Source organism: Trinickia sp. Z7 (genome assembly GCF_056498045.1).
In genome coordinates this window covers 110,977-130,783 of the sequence record NZ_JAUEQW010000006.1, presented here as the reverse complement: position 1 = coordinate 130,783, position 19,807 = coordinate 110,977, and the positions used below count along the sequence as shown (strand labels likewise).

Annotated in this window: 11 protein-coding genes and 1 tRNA gene; 6 read left to right on the top strand and 6 right to left on the bottom strand. The window is 64.5% G+C overall.

What is annotated here, in order from left to right; all coding sequences use genetic code 11:
• Positions 1-85 precede the first annotated feature (85 nt).
• The 4 genes from carB to gloB all read right to left on the bottom strand — a co-directional run bounded on the left by carB (position 86) and on the right by gloB (position 7,983).
• Positions 86-3,340, bottom strand: a complete 3,255-nt coding sequence (gene carB, locus QQS38_RS12995; RefSeq protein WP_479645788.1) for a carbamoyl-phosphate synthase large subunit — start codon at positions 3,338-3,340, stop codon at positions 86-88.
• 79 nt (positions 3,341-3,419) lie between these two features.
• Entirely contained in the window at positions 3,420-4,568 is a 1,149-nt protein-coding gene (carA, locus tag QQS38_RS12990) for a glutamine-hydrolyzing carbamoyl-phosphate synthase small subunit (RefSeq protein WP_479645787.1), read from the bottom strand.
• Positions 4,569-5,178: 610 nt separating this feature from the next.
• Positions 5,179-6,843, bottom strand: coding sequence for a transglycosylase SLT domain-containing protein (locus tag QQS38_RS12985; protein WP_479645786.1), 1,665 nt, complete (start codon positions 6,841-6,843; stop codon positions 5,179-5,181).
• Positions 6,844-7,185: 342 nt separating this feature from the next.
• Entirely contained in the window at positions 7,186-7,983 is a 798-nt protein-coding gene (gene gloB / locus QQS38_RS12980; RefSeq protein ID WP_479645785.1) for a hydroxyacylglutathione hydrolase, read from the bottom strand.
• A 19-nt stretch (positions 7,984-8,002) separates the two neighbouring features.
• Between gloB and QQS38_RS12975 the strand changes: the two genes are divergently transcribed.
• From QQS38_RS12975 to QQS38_RS12960, 4 genes are all read left to right on the top strand, one after another.
• Complete coding sequence (locus QQS38_RS12975) at positions 8,003-8,848, top strand: class I SAM-dependent methyltransferase (RefSeq protein ID WP_479645784.1); 846 nt, start codon at positions 8,003-8,005, stop codon at positions 8,846-8,848.
• 1 nt (position 8,849) lies between these two features.
• A complete protein-coding gene (gene rnhA, locus QQS38_RS12970) occupies positions 8,850-9,296 on the top strand; it encodes a ribonuclease HI (RefSeq protein WP_479645783.1) in 447 nt (148 codons plus the stop codon).
• Positions 9,297-9,385: 89 nt separating this feature from the next.
• Entirely contained in the window at positions 9,386-10,141 is a 756-nt protein-coding gene (gene dnaQ / locus QQS38_RS12965; protein ID WP_479645782.1) for a DNA polymerase III subunit epsilon, read from the top strand.
• A gap of 48 nt (positions 10,142-10,189) precedes the next feature.
• Positions 10,190-10,264 (top strand) — tRNA-Val (locus QQS38_RS12960).
• 168 nt (positions 10,265-10,432) lie between these two features.
• Here QQS38_RS12960 and QQS38_RS12955 read toward each other — a convergent pair.
• Entirely contained in the window at positions 10,433-11,323 is an 891-nt protein-coding gene (locus QQS38_RS12955; RefSeq protein WP_479645781.1) for a manganese catalase family protein, read from the bottom strand.
• A 167-nt stretch (positions 11,324-11,490) separates the two neighbouring features.
• Here QQS38_RS12955 and QQS38_RS12950 point away from each other — a divergent pair, with 167 nt between their 5' ends.
• Complete coding sequence (locus tag QQS38_RS12950) at positions 11,491-12,378, top strand: PadR family transcriptional regulator (RefSeq protein WP_479645780.1); 888 nt, start codon at positions 11,491-11,493, stop codon at positions 12,376-12,378.
• A 132-nt stretch (positions 12,379-12,510) separates the two neighbouring features.
• Positions 12,511-13,782 (top strand): MFS transporter, encoded by a 1,272-nt coding sequence (locus QQS38_RS12945; RefSeq protein WP_479645779.1) that lies wholly within the window; start codon positions 12,511-12,513, stop codon positions 13,780-13,782.
• 94 nt (positions 13,783-13,876) lie between these two features.
• Here the strand turns inward: QQS38_RS12945 and uvrA are convergent, their stop codons facing one another.
• Positions 13,877-19,777 (bottom strand): excinuclease ABC subunit UvrA, encoded by a 5,901-nt coding sequence (uvrA, locus tag QQS38_RS12940; protein WP_479645778.1) that lies wholly within the window; start codon positions 19,775-19,777, stop codon positions 13,877-13,879.
• Positions 19,778-19,807: the final 30 nt, after the last annotated feature.

Sequence of the window (19,807 nt, the reverse complement as noted above, 5' to 3'; positions counted from 1 at the left end):
CAACCTCGGCGGGACGCCGCTTAACCGCGGCATGTGGGGTGTGATGCGACCCCAGCTTCGATAGAGGAATCGAACAATCGAAGGGTTAGTTTAGGCGAGCGTGTAGTCCTTGTAAATCATAGACTTCCAAGTTCTTCAGGTAACGCAGCCCTTCGACGGCGGCGCGCGCGCCCGACATCGTCGTGTAGTAGGTGACTTTGTTCGCCTGCGCGCTCATGCGAATCGAGCGCGAATCGGCGATCGCGGCGCGCGTTTCGTCCACGGTCGTGAACACGAGCGCGATCTCGCCGTTCTTGATCATGTCGACGATGTGCGGGCGGCCGTCCTTCACTTTATTGACGACCTTGACCGGCACGCCGGCGGCCGCGATCGCAGCCGCCGTGCCCTTCGTCGCGACGAGCGGATAGCCGAGCTCGTGCAACATCGCCGCCACTTCCACAGCCTTTTGCTTGTCGGCGTCCATCACCGTCAGCAGCACCGTGCCCGATTCGGGCAGACGCGAGCCCGCTGCGAGCTGAGATTTGAACAGCGCTTCGCCGAAAGTCTGACCGACGCCCATCACCTCGCCCGTCGAGCGCATCTCGGGCCCGAGCACCGGATCGACGGCCGGAAACTTGACGAACGGGAACACGGCTTCCTTGACGCTGAAGTACGGCGGCTCGACTTCCTTGGTCACCTTTTGATGCGCGAGCGTCTGCCCCACCATCGCGCGTGCGGCGATCTTGGCGAGCGGCAAGCCGGTCGCCTTCGATACATAGGGAACCGTGCGCGATGCGCGCGGGTTCACTTCGAGCACGTAGATGATGTCGTCCACCTTGCCGCTCGCGTCGCGCACCTGCTGAATGGCAAATTGCACGTTCATGAGGCCGACGACATTGAGCGCCTTGGCCATGGCCGCGGTCTGGCGCTTGAGCTCGGCCACCGTCGCCTTCGACAGGGAATACGGCGGCAACGAACAGGCGGAATCGCCCGAATGGACGCCCGCTTGCTCGATGTGCTCCATCACCCCGCCGATGAACACCGCGGAGCCGTCGGAGATGCAATCGACATCGCACTCGATCGCATCGTTCAGGAAGCGATCGAGCAACACCGGCGAATCGTTCGACACCTTCACGGCCTCGCGCATATAACGCTCGAGATCGCGCGGCTCGTGCACGATTTCCATTGCGCGGCCGCCCAGAACGTACGAGGGGCGCACGACGAGCGGGTAGCCGATTTCGTCGGCCAGCGCGAGCGCTTCGCCCTCGGCGCGCGCCGTGCGATTCGGCGGCTGACGCAAGCCGAGTTCTTGCAAGAGCTTCTGGAAGCGCTCGCGGTCCTCGGCTGCGTCGATCATGTCGGGCGACGTACCGATGATCGGCACACCGTTCGCCTCTAGATCGAGCGCAAGCTTCAAAGGCGTCTGCCCGCCGTACTGCACGATCACGCCGAGCGGTTTTTCCTTGTCGACGATTTCGAGCACGTCTTCGAGCGTCAGCGGCTCGAAGTAGAGCCGATCGGAAGTGTCGTAGTCGGTCGACACCGTTTCGGGGTTGCAGTTGACCATGATCGTCTCATAGCCGTCTTCGCGCATGGCGAGCGCCGCATGCACACAGCAATAGTCGAACTCGATGCCCTGCCCGATCCGGTTCGGACCGCCGCCGAGCACCATGATCTTCTTGTTCGACGTAGGCTGCGCCTCGCATTCTTCCTCGTAGGTCGAATACATGTACGCCGTCTTCGTGGCGAATTCGGCAGCGCAGGTATCGACGCGCTTATAGACCGGGCGCACGTTCAGTTCGATACGGCGGCGGCGCACGTCGGCGGCATTCGCCTTCAGCAGCTTGGCCAAGCGCCGATCGGAAAAACCGCTGCGCTTCAGATACAGCAATTCGTCCTTCGACAGGCTCTCGAGCGAGCGTCCCGCCAGCGCCTTCTCGTTGTTCACGATCTCTTCGATTTGCGCGAGGAACCACGGATCGATCGCCGTTTCCTCGAACACTTCCTGAAGCGTCATGCCAAGACGGAACGCATCGCCGACGTACCAGATGCGCTCGGGGCCGGGATCGCCGATCTCGCGCACGACTTCGTCGCGATCGGTCGTCTTTTCGTCGAGGCCATCCACGCCCACTTCGAGGCCGCGCAGCGCCTTTTGGAACGACTCCTGAAACGTGCGGCCGATGGCCATCACTTCGCCTACCGACTTCATCTGCGTCGTCAGGCGCGAATCGGCTTCGCGGAACTTCTCGAATGCGAAGCGCGGGATTTTCGTCACGACGTAGTCGATCGTCGGCTCGAACGACGCCGGCGTCTGGCCGCCCGTGATCTCGTTCTTGAGTTCGTCGAGCGTATAGCCGACGGCGAGCTTGGCCGCCACCTTCGCGATCGGGAAGCCCGTCGCCTTGGACGCCAGCGCCGACGAACGCGAGACGCGCGGATTCATCTCGATGACGATGACGCGGCCGTCCTTCGGATTGATCGCGAACTGCACGTTCGAGCCGCCCGTATCGACGCCGATCTCGCGCAATACGGCGAGCGAGGCGTTACGCAGCAGTTGGTATTCTTTGTCGGTCAGCGTTTGCGCCGGAGCGACCGTGATCGAATCGCCCGTATGGATGCCCATCGGGTCCAAGTTTTCGATCGAGCAAACGATGATGCAGTTGTCGGCGCGATCGCGCACGACTTCCATCTCGTATTCCTTCCAGCCGAGCAGCGACTCTTCGATGAGCAACTCGCGCGTGGGCGACAGATCGAGCCCGCGGCGGCAGATTTCCTCGAATTCCTGACGGTTGTACGCGATGCCGCCGCCCGAGCCGCCGAGCGTGAACGACGGACGGATCACGACGGGATAGCCCGGGCCGCCCGTGAGCGCCGTGATCTCCGCATGAACCTTGAGCGCCTCTTCCATCGAATGCGCGGTGCCGGATTTTGCCGAGCCGAGCCCGATCTTGGTCATCGCGTCTTTGAACTTTTGGCGATCCTCGGCCTTGTCGATCGCCTCGGGCGAGGCGCCGATCAGCTCGACGCCGTACTTGGCCAGCACCCCGTGATGATGCAGATCGAGCGCGCAGTTCAGCGCCGTTTGCCCACCCATGGTCGGTAAGATGGCGTCGGGGCGCTCCTTCTCGATGATGCGCTCCACGACTTCCCACGTGATCGGCTCGATGTAGGTGACGTCGGCCGTGTTCGGGTCCGTCATGATCGTCGCCGGATTGCTGTTCACGAGGATGACCTTGTAGCCCTCTTCGCGCAGCGCCTTGCAAGCCTGCGCGCCCGAGTAGTCGAACTCGCACGCCTGGCCGATGATGATCGGCCCCGCGCCGATGATGAGAATGCTCTTGATGTCTGTCCGCTTGGGCATAACGCTCTCGCTAATGTCTTTTCGTCTTTCCGATGTATTCGATGGGCGGCGGCGCGACCGTGCGCGCCGCGACGCGGATTCAAGCGGCGGCGCTGCCGCGCTTGGCGTCCATCAACGCCGTGAAGCGGTCGAACAGGTAACCGATGTCGTGCGGCCCCGGCGACGCTTCGGGATGGCCCTGGAAGCAGAAGGCCGGCTTGTCGGTCAACTCGAAGCCTTGCAACGTGCCGTCGAACAGCGAGATGTGCGTGACGCGCGCATTCGCGGGCAACGTGGCCGCATCGACCGCGAAGCCGTGGTTCTGCGACGTGATCACGACGCGACCGTCGGCCAGATCCTTGACCGGATGGTTCGCGCCATGGTGGCCCGTCTTCATCTTGACCGTCTTGCCGCCGACGGCAAGCCCCATGATTTGCTGGCCGAGACAGATGCCGAAGGTCGGAACGCCGCGCTCGATGAATTCCTTGGTGGCCGCGATCGCGTAATCGCACGGTTCGGGGTCGCCCGGACCGTTCGAGAGGAACACGCCATCGGGATTGAGCGCCAGCGCGTCGGCCGCGCTCGCTTGCGCGGGCAGCACCATGACGTGGCAGCCGCGTTCGGCCAGCATGCGCAGAATGTTGTATTTCACGCCGTAATCGAAAGCGACGACGCGATACTTGGGCGCGCGCTGCGAACCGAAGCCCGAACCCAGGCGCCACTCCGTTTGCGTCCACTCGTAAGGCTTGGCGGTGCTGACGACTTTCGCCAAGTCCATACCGGCCAAGCCGGGGAACGAGCGCGCGAGCTCGACGGCCTTCGCCTCGTCCGTGCTCCCCGCGAGAATGCAGCCGTTTTGCGCGCCCTTATCGCGCAAGATGCACGTCAAGCGGCGCGTATCGATACCGGCGATCGCAACGATGCCCTCTGCCTGGAGATATTGCCCCAGCGTGCGCTCCATGCGGAAGTTCGAAGCGCGCGCGGGCAAGTCGCGCACGATCAAGCCGGCGGCATGGACCTTCGTCGATTCGACGTCTTCGGCATTCACGCCGACGTTGCCGATGTGCGGGTAAGTCAGCGTGACGATCTGGCGGGCGTAGCTCGGATCGGTCAGGATCTCTTGGTAACCGGTGATCGCGGTATTGAACACGACTTCGCCGATGGTATGCCCGGCCGCGCCGATGGCATAGCCGCGAAAGATCGTGCCGTCGGCGAGTGCGAGCAGAGCGGGAGGGAAAGACGGCAACACGGGAAGCTCCTTCAGGAACACCGCGCGCCGACCTGTTTATCCGGCCATGCGAACTGTCGCGGCGTTCCTCGCACACGCAATCGACGAGCGATTGGCGGCGGCGCGGCGCAAGCTCGCGGCGGCAGCGTAGGACGGTCGGTGCTCGAGGCCAATTCCGCAAACGGAAAGAAGACTCGGCGGCACGGCTCGCAACGACTGCGCGCGGCGGATGAACGGGATGAGTGAGGTAGGCGCTAGGGTGCGGGTTGGATAGTGCAAACTTTCAAATTATAGCTTGAAATGACCCTTCCCTTCAATCCGAAGTGATTCCGCCCCGCGCCGTGCATCCGCGGGCCGGCACGCCAAGCCGACGGCTACGATGCTACACCCACCGGTCAATGCCGCAAATCCGGGTGCGGGCCCGAGCGCGGGCCGGCGCGGCGGCACCCCCGCCCGGCAACCCCTATGGCGCACCACGCCTCACCCGCGATCGAGCAGCGAGCCGCGTTGCATCGTGCGCGCGAACAAAAACGCCGTCACTCGGTGACGGCGTTCGGAACGACGAGAGGTGAATCGGAGCGTCAACCGCGCGCTGCCCCCGCAGCGCACAGCTCACCTCGCGACAAGCCGCTTAGTTCTGCTTGGTGCTGCGCGTCCCGGCCGCGAGCTTTTCGCGGCTAGCCGCGACCTTGGCCGTCTTGACGGCCGGCTTCGACGATCCGGCGGTTGCCTTGGCCGGCTTCCCTTCGTGGGCGGTAGCGGCAGCCTTGACCACGGCCGTACGGCCATGGCGTTTGCCGCGCTTATCGGCGCGCGACTTCGGCGCTACGTCGGTCGAGCTCGCGTCGATCTTTTGTGCGCGGGCGCCTTCGGGAATCGTCGTTGCGATTCGTTGCGGACCGGGCTCGGCTGGGACGGCCCGACCGACCGGAACGTGCAGGACGATCACCTGCCCCGGCATCGCAACGGTACGGTGCGTCTTGTTCCATGCATTCAGTTGCCCGATCGAAACGCCGTAGCGCCCGGCGAGCGCCGCCATGGTCTGCTTGCGGCGCACGCGGATCAACATCTTGCGCGTGTCGGGCACATCGGGTTCCATCGCCAATACGGCGCTTTCGGCCACGTCGGCGCTGATGTCCTCGTCGTCATCGTCGCCGCGCGGGACGACCAGTGTCGAACCGGGCTTCAGACGCATGCCCGCGGGAATCTTGTTGACCGCCATCAGCGTTTGCGCATCCACGCCGATTTTCTCGGCGAGCGCCTGCGGCCGCGTGCGTTCGGTCACCGTATAGGTGGTCCATGACGACAATTGACCGTCGTAGCCTTTCAAGCTGCGCTCGAACGCACTCGCGTTATCGAAGGGCAGCAGGATCTGCGGTTGCGTGGCGCCGAGAATCACCGGTTTCTTGAACGATGGGTTGAGCGCGCGGAATTCGTCCGTCGTCATGTTCGCGAGCTTCGCGGCGACGTCGACGTCGATATCGTGCGAAGTCGTGACCGTCACGAAGTACGGGTGATTGGGGATCGACGGCAGCGTCAACCCGAACGTTTGCGGGTTCGCGACGATGTTCTTGACGGCCTGCAGCTTCGGCACGTAATTGCGCGTCTCGTTCGGCATGCGCAGGCTCTCGTAATCGGTCGGCAAGCCCGCCGCCTGATTGCGCGCGATAGCGCGCTGCACGTTGCCCTCGCCCCAGTTGTAGGCGGCGAGCGCGAGATACCAATCGCCGAACATATCGTGCAAGCGCGATAGGTAGTCGAGTGCGGCGCCCGTCGAAGCGAGCACGTCGCGGCGCTCGTCCTGCCACATGTTCTGCTTGAGGTTGTACGTGCGCCCGGTGCCGGGAACGAATTGCCACATGCCCGCGGCTTTCGCGACGGAAAGCGCCTGCGGATTGTAGGCCGACTCGATGAAAGGCAGCAGTGCGAGCTCGGTCGGCATGTGCCGCGCTTCGAGTTCTTCGACGATGTAATACAGGTACTTTTCCGAGCGCTCGGTCATGCGCTGAACGTAATCGGGCCGCTGCGCATACCAATTGGCCTGCATGCCGACGAGATCGTTGTTCAGATCGGGAATTTGGAAACCGCGGCGGATACGCGCCCAAAGATCGGTGTCGGCGCTGGTGAGTTGGTCGACCGAGCTTTTGTCGACGTCGATGGTCTGCTTGGCGGCGGTGATGCGGACGGTATCGTTGACGGCGTTCGGCTTGGAAGCGTCGGAAGTGGGGGCCATCGGTCCCTGACTTGCACATGCGGCAAGCATGAGAACCAGTAGCGCGCTGAAGATGAATCGCATGAACGTCTCTGCTTCCAAAGCTGGAAATTGCAGGCGATAGTACGAAAGCGAACGGCCCGCGTCAACTGGAATAAGGGGGAAAAAACCTGTCAAATCCAAGACTTGCCGCGTTTTCTCCATCTTTCAGGCGAAAATTGCGCCGCCTGCAACGCAGGGCAAAGCCCCGTTCTAGCCCGCATAGCCTCACGAAAACACCGGCTGGCCGCGTTTTTTCGCTCGAAAGGACGTCGTTTGGCCTGTTCCCGAGCGAGATCGCCTCAGCGACGAACCAGCATGAGTCTCCCATCTAAATAAAAAACACTTCGGACAAAATAAATGACCCGATGCCGCGCCTCGTGCCGTCTAACGAAAGCGGTTTTTCCATTCGCGCATCAATGCGAAGGCGGTCAAGCGATCGGCCGCCGGTTCATGCAACTGCTCGGCCAGCGCCCGTTGCACTGCAGGATCGTCCGTGCGCAGGAACGGATTGACCGCGCGTTCGTGTGCGATCGTCGTGGGCAGCGTGGGGACGCTGCGCGCGCGCAGCGCCTGAGCTCGATCGCTCCACGCCCGCAACCGTTCGTTGCCGGGATCGCAGGCGAGCGCGAAACGGATATTGGACAGCGTATATTCGTGGGCGCAGTGCACCTGCGTCTCGCCCGGGAGGGCCGCCAGCGCATCGAGCGAGGCGAGCATCTGCGCGGGCGTGCCTTCGAACAAGCGCCCGCAGCCGCACGCGAACAAGGTGTCGCCGCAGAACACGTGCGGCGTTGCGCCGGGCTGCCCCTGCCCCGCCTGGAAATAAGCGATGTGGCCGCGCGTATGACCCGGCACCTCGATCACCTCCAACTCGAGATGCGGCGAGGACAGAACGACGCGGTCGCCGCCGGCTAAAGGGTGGGTCACGACGGCAATCCCTTCGGCGGCGGGGCCGTAGACGGGTATAGGGGTATCGCCTATGAGGTCGGCCACCCCGCCGACGTGGTCGGCATGGTGGTGCGTGAGTAAAATAGCGCTCAGCCGCCAGCCCCGCTCGGCGAGTTGCGCCCTGACGGGGGCCGCTTCACCCGGGTCGACGGCGACCGCATCGCGCCCGTCCGATACGAGCCAGATGTAGTTGTCCGCAAACGCCGGCACCGGCACGTATTCGAGCGTATTCATAGGCGACGCACTCATCACGATGTCTGATCGAACGATTATAGACTGGCCCACTTGGACCGAATCGCCGGCCGGCCGCTACGTGCTGGATTGGGAACAGGCCCAGCTCGACGGCGTCGTGTCCGACGTATTCGGCTACCACGCCTTGCAATTGGGGCTGCCGCAGCTCGATGCGCTGCGCGAGAACCGCATGCCTTGCCGCGCGCTGGTGCTCGACGCCGCCAGCGGCGCGAGCGCGCCGTATACCTACCCGCCATCCTCGCGGCAGCCGGCTTCGCCCCTGCCCCCGGCTCCGGCCGGGCTCGCACCGCGGCACACGCCGGCAGGCCGCTCCACGCTTTGGTGCGACTTGCTCGACCTGCCGTTCGAAGCCCAGAGCGTCGATCTGCTCGTGATGCCGCACACGCTCGAGTTCACGCGCGACCCTCATCGTCTGTTGCGCGAGGCCGAGCGCGTGCTGGTGCCCGAAGGGCAACTCGTGATCCTCGGCTTCAATTCGCTGAGTTTGTGGGGCGCTCGTCAGGCCTTCGGCAAGATGACGGGGCGTCCGTTCGTGCCCGCGGCGCATGACCTCATCGCCTTCACGCGAATCAAGGACTGGATCAAGTTGCTCGGCTTCGAGCTTGAACGCGGGCGCTTCGGCTGCTATCGTCCGCCCCTCGCCCGCGAAAACTGGCTCGAGCGCTTCGCTTTCATGGAAGCGGCCGGCGATCGCTGGTGGCCGATCTTCGGCGCGGCTTACATGGTGACGGCGGTCAAGCGCGTGCGCGGCATGCGGCTCGTTGGCCAGATCAAGGCGAAAAAGCCGGTGCTCGCACCGGGTCTTGCGCCGGCCGCGACGCACCAAACCCCTAACCCGAGACTATGACGTGACGCCCGAGTTCATCGAAATCTTTACCGACGGCGCCTGCAAGGGCAATCCAGGCCCCGGCGGATGGGGCGCGCTGCTTCGCTACGGCGCCCAGGAAAAAGAGCTGTTCGGCGGCGAGGCGAATACGACCAACAACCGCATGGAACTCATGGCGGTCATCGCCGCGCTCGAGGCGCTCAAGCGCCCTTGCACCGCGATCGTTCACACGGACTCGCAGTACGTGCAAAAAGGCATCAGCGAGTGGATCCACGGCTGGAAGAAAAAGAATTGGATGACGGCCGCAAAGACGCCCGTCAAAAACGCCGATTTATGGCGGCGCTTGGACGAACTCGCGGCCCTGCATCAGATCGAATGGCGCTGGGTGAAGGGTCATGCGGGCCACCCCGAAAACGAGCGCGCCGACGCGCTCGCGAACCGCGGCGTCAGCGCGCTGGCCGAAAGCTGAAAGACGAATTGCGGCGTTCGCCTTCGGCGCGGCCCGATGGCGAACGCTAGCCGTACCGTTTGCATCGCTCATACACGAGACAGAACTCCATGCGTCAAATCGTTCTCGATACCGAAACCACAGGTCTTAACGCACGAACCGGCGACCGCATCATCGAAATCGGCGGCGTCGAGCTCGTGAACCGACGGCTCACGGGCAACAACCTGCACTTTTACATCAACCCCGAACGCGATAGCGATCCCGGCGCGCTGGCCGTACACGGACTGACGACGGAATTCTTGAGCGACAAGCCCAAGTTCGCCGAAATCGTCGATGAACTGCGCGACTTCATGCGCGGCGCCGAGTTGATCATTCACAACGCGCCGTTCGATCTGGGTTTCTTAGAAGCCGAATTCGCGCAGCTGCGTCTGCCCCCGTTCAGCGAACACTATGCGAGCGTGATCGACACGCTGGTGCAGGCGAAGGCCATGTTCCCCGGCAAGCGCAATTCGCTCGACGCATTGTGCGACCGCTTCGGCATCAGCAACGCGCATCGAACGCTGCATGGCGCGCTGCTCGACTCCGAATTGCTCGCCGAGGTGTATCTGGCGATGACCCGCGGGCAGGAAAGCCTCGTCATCGACATGCTTGGAGAGGCACAGGCGCAAAGCACGCAGGCATCGGCACGCAAGGCGGTATCGCTCGAAGGGCTCGCGCTGCCCGTGCTCGCTGCCGACGCAAGCGAGCTTCAGGCGCATGAAGCGGTGCTGAACGATCTGGACAAAGCCATTAAAGGCACGAGCGTGTGGCGACGCGAGCCCACGTCGGAAACGGCGGCGGACGCCTCGACCGCGCAAGCTGCATAAAAATTGCTTTACGAACCGCCGGGCGTCTGACATAATTCGAGGCTCTTCGGGTGGTTAGCTCAGCGGTAGAGCACTGCCTTCACACGGCAGGGGTCACTGGTTCGATCCCAGTACTACCCACCAGATTCATGGGTACGTAGAACCCGAAGAACAAAGGCCCTCTGGCGTTAGCCGAGGGCCTTTTTCATTTGCCGTTCCAACAGGTCTCGCGGCGCGGTCGGTGCGGGTCTAAAGGCACAGGCCCACAGAGCAACCCGCTGCATTCGCGGCTGCCGCCGGCGCTAGCGCGATTTACTCCACCAGCCCATCCGCCCCGGGTTGCGTTTGCCCGAGCTCGGCCCCCGTCTCTGGGTCGTGCATGCGCTCCGATTTGAAGCGCCGCTTCATCTCGTCCAACGTGGCCCGCTCTTTCTCAGTCAGCTGCACCGTGGCCGATCCGTCGCCGCCGTCGACCGGAATCGGCGGGTCCTCCACGAGCTTCAAACCGCGCCCTTCGTTCCAGGGTCCCCGCTCCGGCGGCGCACCGTGAGACATCTTGAAATAGGCATCCGCGTATTCGGGCGTCGGGGCGAGCTTGCCCGGCGGGAAGTTCGCCGTGATCGCGTATAGCGCCTTCTCGAACGACTTTTGGTGCGACACCTCGCGCGTCATCAAAAAGCCCAATGCCTCCCGCACGCCAGGGTCGTCCGATACGTTGATGAGCCGCTCGTAAATGATCTTCGCGCGCGCCTCCGCAGCAATGTTCGAACGCAAGTCGGCCGTCGGTTCGCCGATCGTATCGATGTAAGCGGCGCTCCACGGCACGCCCGCCGAGTTCGTCAGCGGCGCGCCCGCGCCATAGAGCACCTGCGTCACGTGGCTATCGTTGCCCGCGCCGTTCAGCTTCCGGTAAAGCTCGGCCTGGGCGTCCACAGCCTCCGCCAATTCACCCTTCGCACCCCGGTTCAGCATCGCCACGATCGACCCGATGATCTCCAAATGACTGAGTTCCTCGGTGGCGATGTCGAACAGCATGTCCTTGCGGCCCGGGTCCTCTTCGGTAATCGCCTGCGTGAAATAGCGCATCGCCGCAGCCAACTCGCCTTGCGGCCCGCCGAATTGCTCGAGCAGCAGGTTCGCCAAGCCCGGATCGGTGCTGCCGACGCGAACCGTGTATTGCAACCGCTTGTTGTGCACAAACATGAGACCCCCTCGTTGATGGTGATGAACGTCATGCCGTCCGCCTACGCTCGCAACGGCCATTCCCGCTCTCCCTCTCCGGTCCCGAAACAGGAGCGTCGCAATGCTTGACATTGTATCTTTCGATATATATCTTAAGATACACGTTCACTCCCATCGAGGAGGCAGTCATGCGTCACCGTTTTCATGAATTCCATCGCGATCACGATTTCTCCGCGCTCGGCCGGGACCACGATCATGGCCAGGGTCATCCTCACGCGCATTCGCATTCGTACTCCCGCGAGGCGGGTCCAGACTATGGCCATTGGTACGGCCATCACGGCCACGACGCCAATCACCATGACTTCGTTCACCGTCATGAGCGCCACCGGCGCGGGCGCCACGGCGAAGGGTCGTTCCTGCACGAGCTTTGGCATGCGATCGGACGTCACCGGCACCGGCACGGCGGCGGCGCGCCGCTTTGGGGCGGCCGTGGCGACCGCGGCTTCGGCGACGACGACAACTTCACGCGGGGACGGAAATTCAGCGGCGAAGACTTGCAATTGATGTTGCTCGCGCTGATCGAAGAAGCGCCGCGTCATGGTTATGAGCTCATCAAAGCGCTCGAAACGCGATCCAACGGCTTTTATGCGCCTAGCCCCGGGATGGTCTATCCTGCGCTGACTTACCTCGAAGAACTCGGCTTCGTCACGGTGCAGCAAGAAGGCAATCGCAAACGCTACGAGATTGCGGAAGCAGGCCGGGCCCATCTTGCCGCCAATCGGGACCAGGTCGACATGATGCTCGCCAAGCTCAGCTACGTTGCCCATAGGATGGAATCGATGCGGCGAGCCTATGCGGCGCAAGACGACGACGAGGGCGGCGCATTGGGCCAAGATGCACGCGGCTGGCATCCCAAGCTGCATCGAGCGCGCTATGCGCTCAAGCTCGCGCTGTTGCGGCGCATCGATGCGGACGAGACGGAACAGCAGCGCATCGCCGAAATTTTGTTGCGCGCCGCCGCCGAGATCGAAAGCAAGCCGACCGCGGGCCCCGCGCCGCAAAGCGAGACCGTGTAAGCGGTTGCGGCTCGCACGCGCCGCCACGCGCATGTTGCAAGCGGGCGGCGTCTGCATCGGTTGCCGCTTCCTTGCCATGCTTGCGCTACTCACACGGGTACGTCTACTGCTGCAATAAGGATTCGAATAACTATGTATGCAATGACCCTAGCGCGCGAGCGGCGGCTGATCTGGCTGCTCGCGCTAGTGCAGTTCACGCTCATCATGGATTTCATGGTGATGATGCCGCTCGGCCCGCAGATCATGGGCGCGTTTCAGATCTCGCCGTCGAAGTTCGCGGCAGCGGTCTCGGCCTATTCGTGGTGTTCGGGGCTGTCGGCGCTGCTCGCGGCCACCTACATCGATCGGTTCGATCGGCGCAAGCTGCTGCTCGCGGCGTATCTGTCGTTCGCCCTGTCCAACGTCCTGTGCGCCTGCGCCACGAGCTATCCGCTGTTGCTCGCAAGCCGCGCGTTCGCTGGCATCACGGGCGGCGTGCTCGGCGCGAGCGTCATGGCGATCGTCGCGGATGTCGTGCCCGTCGCGCGACGCGGCACCGCCACCGGCATCATCATGACCGGCTTCTCGATGGCGGCCATCGCCGGCGTGCCGGCCGGCGTGCTGCTCGGCGCGTATTTCCATTGGTCCGCACCGTTTTGGCTGCTTGCGGCGCTCACGGCCATGATTGCGCTCGCCACTTCGCGCATCGTGCCCGCACTCGCCGAACACCGGGCCGCGCGCGCTCCGTCGCTCGCGCAAACGCTGCCCGCGCTCGTCGATCTATTGACCTCCCTGCGCCACCTCCGAGCCTTCGCGCTGACGTTTTCGATCATGCTCGCGCATATGCTCGTGATCCCGTTCATCTCGCCGATGCTCGTGGCCAATCACAGCGTCCGGCCCGATCAAATTTCATGGCTCTATATGGCGGGCGGGGCGGCGACGTTGTTCACGTCGCGTGCGATCGGCAGACTGGCCGACCGCATCGGGCACCGTCTGGTGTTTCGCCTGTTCGGGGTGCTCGCGCTAGGGCCGGTGCTCGTCGTCACGCACCTGCCCAATGTACCGTTCTGGATCATGATCCCGGGCTTCGCGCTCTTCATGATCATTTCGTCCGGACGCATCGTGCCCATGCAAGCGATCCTCTCCACCGTGCCCGACGCACCGCACCGCGGCGCGTTCCTCAGCGCCAACGGCGCGGTGCAGTCGCTAGGCACGGGCTGCGGGGCGTGGCTGGGCGGGCTGATGCTGTCGACCGACACGGCCGGGCATATCGTGGGCTACGGCTTGAACGGATGGGTATCGGTCGCGCTGGCGTCGCTTGCCTTGGTCTGGGTGGGCAGCGTTCGCAGCGCCGGCGCGCAGGACACGAAAACGGAAGCGTCGGCATCGCAAGGCGCCGCGCCCGAACTGGCGGGCGAAGCGTAACGACCCAGCGCGCGAGCCGACGCCTTTTCAGGAGGCGTCGGCTTGCACCCGATCATCGCTTGTGTCGCCTCAGCGTACGAATACGCCGCCGCGCTTACGCGCGACGCCGGCCGCCTTCGGCCTGCACCTCGTTCGGCGCTTGCGCACCGCGGGCGAGCACCGGAATCAGCGCTTGCCCCGTGTGGCTTTCCGGTACGCGCGCAAGCGTCTCGGGATCGGCCGCCGCGACGATCGCGCCGCCGCCCGCCCCGCCTTCGGGGCCGAGATCGATGATCCAATCGGCTTCGGCAATCACATCGAGATCGTGCTCGATGACGATCACGCTGTGCTCCGCATCCACGAGCCGGTGCAGCACGCGAATCAGCCGCGCGACGTCGGCCATGTGCAAGCCGACCGTCGGTTCGTCGAGCACATACAGCGTATGCGGCGCTTTTTGCCCGCGCCGGGTCACGTCATCGCGAACCTTCGCCAATTCCGTCACGAGCTTGATCCGCTGCGCCTCGCCGCCCGAGAGCGTAGGCGAAGGCTGACCCAGCGTCAGGTAGCCCAGGCCAACGTCCTTCATCAACTGCAGCGGATGCGCGATGTTCGGTAGTGGCGAGAAGAAGTCCACGGCCTCGTCGATCTCCATCGTCAGCACGTCGCCGATGTTCTTGCCGCGCCAAGTCACTGCGAGCGTCTCCGAGTTGAAGCGCTGCCCATGGCAGACATCGCATGGCACTTTCACGTCGGGCAAGAAGCTCATCCCGATCGTGCGCACGCCCTGCCCTTCGCACGCCGGGCAGCGGCCGTCGCCCGTGTTGAACGAAAAGCGCGACGCGGCATAGCCGCGCGCCCGTGCTTCGAGCGTTTCGGCGAACAGCTTGCGGATCGTGTCCCACACGCCGATATAGGTGGCAGGGCACGAGCGCGGCGTCTTGCCGATCGGCGTCTGGTCGACTTCCAGCACGCGGTCGATCGCCTCGAAACCCGTCACCGACGTGCAGCCTTGCCACCGATGCGTGACCTGCAGCGGCGCACGAGTCGTGCTCGCGCTGCCCGTCGTGCGGCGGCTGGGCTGGGCGCGCGGCGAGCCCTGACTGTCCTGCGAGGCGCGCCGCGCGCGCCGAGTCGCCGGCGACGACAATACCGAACGACCCACCGCATCGAGCAGGTTCGTCATCAGCACGTCGCGGGCGAGCGTGGATTTGCCCGATCCCGACACGCCCGTCACCGCGACGAGGCGCGCGAGCGGAATGCGCGCGGTGACGTTGCGCAAGTTGTGCAGCGAAGCGCCATGCACCGTCAACCATCGCTCGGGCACCGCAGCCTTGGCGTCGGCCCGCACGGCTCTGCGCGGCTGCAGCGGGTGAACGATCGGGCGCGCGAGGAACTGCCCCGTCAGCGAATCGGCATGCGCCGCGAGATCCTTTACGCCGCCCTCGGCGACGAGCCGGCCGCCACGCTTGCCCGCCCCTGGCCCGATGTCGATGATGTGATCGGCCCGCCGGATCGTATCTTCGTCGTGCTCGACGACGACGAGCGTGTTGCCTTTTTCGCCGAGCTGATGCAGTGCGTCGAGCAAGATCCGGTTGTCTCGCGGGTGCAGGCCGATCGTCGGTTCATCGAGCACGTAGCACACGCCCTGCAGGTTGCTGCCTAGCTGCGCAGCGAGCCGGATGCGCTGCGCCTCGCCGCCCGATAAGCTGGGCGCTGCGCGGTCCAGACTCAAGTAGCCGAGCCCCACTTCTTCGAGGAACCGCAAGCGGCTCGCGATTTCGCTCACGACGTCGCGCGCGATCTGCGCATCGCGGCCGCCTAGCTCGATCGTCTCGATCCATCGGCGCGTATCCGCCACGGTCCAGCGTCCAATGTCGACGATAGCGCGGCCGTCGAACTGCACCGCACGCGCCGTTTCGTTCAAGCGCGTGCCGCCGCAATCGGGGCACGGAGTGTCATCGACGCCTTCGATCTCCTGCTCCTCCGAAGGCAATGTCTGCTCGCGACCGCGGCCGTCGTCGGCGCCCAATACGGTGTCGTCGTAAGCGGCGCGCTGCTCGCGCGTCAAGGCGAGCCCCGTGCCGACGCAACTCGGACACCAGCCGTGCTTGCTGTTGTACGAGAACATGCGCGGGTCAAGCTCGGGGTAGCTCGTCGCGCAGACCGGGCAGGCCCGCTTGACCGACAGCACCTCGATCTCGCCGATGCCCGCCGCCGAGCGCTTGGCGGCCAGCGCATCGGCCAGTCCATCGAGCGGCGCGAGCAAATGCACCACGCCTTTGCCGAGTTCGAGCGCCGCATCGAGCGCGCGCCGCAGTTCGCCTTCGTTATCAGCGGAAACGACGAGATCGGCGACCGGCAGCTCGATCGTGTGTTCACGAAAGCGTTCGAGCTTCGGCCATGGATCGACACTGAGGAACTCGCCGTCCACGCGCAGGTGCGTATGTCCGCGCGCCTTCGCCCATTTGGCCAAATCGGTATAGACGCCCTTGCGGTTGACGACGAGCGGCGCGAAAAAGCCCACGTGCTCGCCCGCGTAGTTGCGCAGCAAGTGCGCCGCGATCGATTCGGCGCTCTGCGGCATCACGGGCGTGCCGTCGTGAATGCAGTGCTGGATGCCGAGCTTGACGTACAGCAGCCGCAGGAAATGCCAGACTTCGGAAGTGGTGGCGACTGTGCTCTTGCGCCCCCCGCGCGAAAGACGCTGCTCGATCGCGACGGTGGGGGGAATGCCGTACACGGCGTCCACTTCGGGCCGCCCCGCGGGCTGCACGATCGAGCGCGCGTAGGCATTGAGCGATTCCAGGTAGCGGCGCTGCCCTTCATGAAACAGGATGTCGAAAGCGAGCGTCGACTTGCCCGAGCCCGACACGCCCGTGACGACGTTGAATTTGCCGTGAGGAATATCGACGTTCAGGCTCTTGAGGTTATGCTCGCGCGCGTTGACGATGCGCACGACGTCGTCGCCCTCCACCGCGCGACGCGAGCGCGCCGCCGCCAGCGCCGATTGCAGCGGCATGCCGGCAGCGGCGGCATCCGGCCCGCTCGCGCCGAGCGCGTCGTCGTACTGCTTCAATGCGCGCCCCGTATGCGAGGCGGCGCAGGCCTTGATGTCATCGGGCGTGCCGGCCGCGAGGACCAGACCGCCTTCGTCGCCGCCCTCGGGGCCCAGATCGACGATCCAATCGGCCGCACGAATGACGTCGAGATTGTGCTCGATCACGATCAGCGAATGACCGCGCGCCAGCAGCTTGCCGAACGCTCGCATGAGCTTGGCGATGTCGTCGAAATGCAGGCCCGTCGTCGGTTCGTCGAACATGAAGAGCCGCCCACCCGGCGTCGCTTGCGCACCGGCCTTGCCGCTCGTCTCCGCAAGAAAACCCGCGAGCTTCAAACGTTGCGCTTCGCCGCCCGAGAGCGTGGGCACCGGCTGGCCAAGCTTCACGTATTCGAGACCGACATCGACGATCGGCTGCAGCACGCGCAGAACGTCGGCGTCTTCGGCGAACAAGCTCACCGCTTCGCTCACGGTCAGCTCGAGCACATCGGCAATGGACAACGCCCTCGCCGGCGCGCCTCGTTCGATGGTCACGTCGAGCACTTCGGCTCGATAGCGGCGGCCGTCGCAATCGGGGCAGCGCAGGTAGACGTCGGACAGAAACTGCATCTCGACGTGCTCGAAGCCCGAGCCGCCGCACGTCGGGCAGCGTCCGTCGCCCGAGTTGAAGCTGAAGGTGCCCGCCGTGTAGCCGCGTTGCAAGGCGAGCGGCGCTTTCGCGAACAGCTTGCGGATCTCGTCGAAGGCGCCGACATAGCTCGCCGGATTCGAACGTGCCGTCTTGCCGATGGGCGATTGGTCGACGAACACGACGTCGGCGACTCCTTCCGCACCGATCAAGCCTCGATGTGCTCCCGGCGTTTCGGTCGGACGTCCGAGGTAGCGTGCGAGCGCGGGGTGAAGGACATCCTGAATCAACGTCGACTTACCCGAGCCTGAGACGCCCGTCACGCAGACGAGCCGCGTCAACGGAATCGACACCGTCACGTCGCGCAAGTTGTGTTCGCTCGCGCCTTCGAGCACGAGCCGCGGCGTCTGTGGATCGACGGGCCGCCGCGCCCAATGCGTGGCGTCGGCGACGCGCAGCCGCCCGCCGAGATATTGGCCCGTGAGCGTCTGCGCCGAACGAATGTCCGACGGCGTGCCGTCGTAGACGATGGCGCCGCCCCGCTCGCCCGGCCCCGGCCCCATATCGATGAGCCGGTCGGCAGCAAGCATCACCGACGGATCGTGCTCGACGACGACGAGCGTATTGCCCGCGTCGCGCAAACGCCGCATCGCTTCGACGATGCGATCCAAATCGCGCGGATGCAGTCCGATGCTGGGCTCGTCGAGCACGAACAGCGTCTTCGTGAGCGAGGTGCCGAGCGCGGTCGTCAAGTTGATCCGCTGCACCTCGCCGCCCGATAGCGTGCGGCTTTGCCGATCCAGTGTCAGATAACCGAGCCCGACATCGCACAGGTAGCGCAGCCGCGTGCGCACTTCGGCCACTAGCAGCTTCAACGCGTCGTCGAGCAGCGCGCTCGGCAGCGTCATCTCATCGAAGAAACGGCGAATCCGTGCGATCGGCAACAGCATCAAGTCATGCACGGTGAGCCCCGGCAGTGCTTCGAGCTGAGCGCGCGTCCAGTTCGCGCCGCGCGGCATGAAACGCGCGTCGGCGGCGAGCACGGCGTCTGCATTCTCCTTCGTGCCGAGACGCCATAACAGCGATTCGGTTTTGAGCCGCGCGCCGCCGCACGTCTCGCACGGCGTGTAGCTACGGTATTTCGACAAAAGCACGCGAATGTGCATCTTGTACGCTTTCGATTCGAGGTAGTCGAAGAAGCGCCGCACGCCGTACCATTCGCGCTGCCATTGGCCGTTCCAGTCGGGCGAGCCGTCGATCACCCAATCGCGCTCGGCATCGGTCAGTTCGGCCCATGGCGTCGTCGTGCGAATCCGCGCGCGCGCCGCGTAGCGCATCAGGTCGTCTTGGCATTCCTTCCACGCCGGCGTTTGCATGGGCTTGATCGCCCCGCCCGCGAGCGTTTTGCGCACATCGGGAATCACGAGGCCGAGATCGACACCGATCACGCGGCCGAAACCGCGGCAAGCCTCGCAGGCGCCATAAGCCGAATTGAACGAGAAGAGCCCCGGCTGCGGATCGGCATAGCGAAGGTCGCTTTCCGGGCAATGCAGCCCCGTCGAGAAGCGCCAGATGCGCGGCTCCGATGCGGCCTGTCCGTCGGCTTCGCCCTCGCCATCGCCGTCCGGCAACACGTAGATATGGACCCGGCCCGCGCCCCGTTTCAGCGACGCTTCGATCGCTTCGACCACGCGCGCCTTCTCGACTTTGCTCAAGCGAAACCGATCGGCTACGACATCGAGCACCTTGCGCGGGCCGGCCGGCGTGGTCACTTCACGTTCGGCCTGCACGCGCGTGTAACCGCTCGCCGAGAGCCATTGCCCGACTTCATCAGCGCTCGTCTGCTCGGGCAGCTCGACCGGGAACGTCACCACCAGGCGTTCGTCGCGCTGCGCGGCGCGCTCGAGAAGCGCAGCGTAGATCGTTTCGGGCGTGTCGTGGCGCACCGGCTCCGCGCTCGCCTTATCGAACAATTGCGCGGCGCGCGCGAAGAGCAGCTTCAGATGATCGTTGAGCTCGGTCATCGTGCCGACCGTCGAGCGCGAACTGCGCACGGGGTTGGTCTGATCGATCGCGATCGCCGGCGGAACGCCGTCGACGCGATCGACTTGCGGACGGTCCATTCGATCGAGGAATTGCCGCGCGTAGGCGCTGAACGTTTCGACGTAGCGGCGCTGCCCCTCGGCATAGAGCGTGTCGAATACGAGGCTCGACTTGCCCGAGCCCGAGGGTCCCGTGACGACCGTCATTTCCCCGGTGCGCAAATCGAGATCGATGTTTTTGAGATTGTGTTGACGAGCCCCGCGAATGCGGATGACGCCGGAAGTCATGAGACGTGTCCCTTTTACGCGCTTTATCGA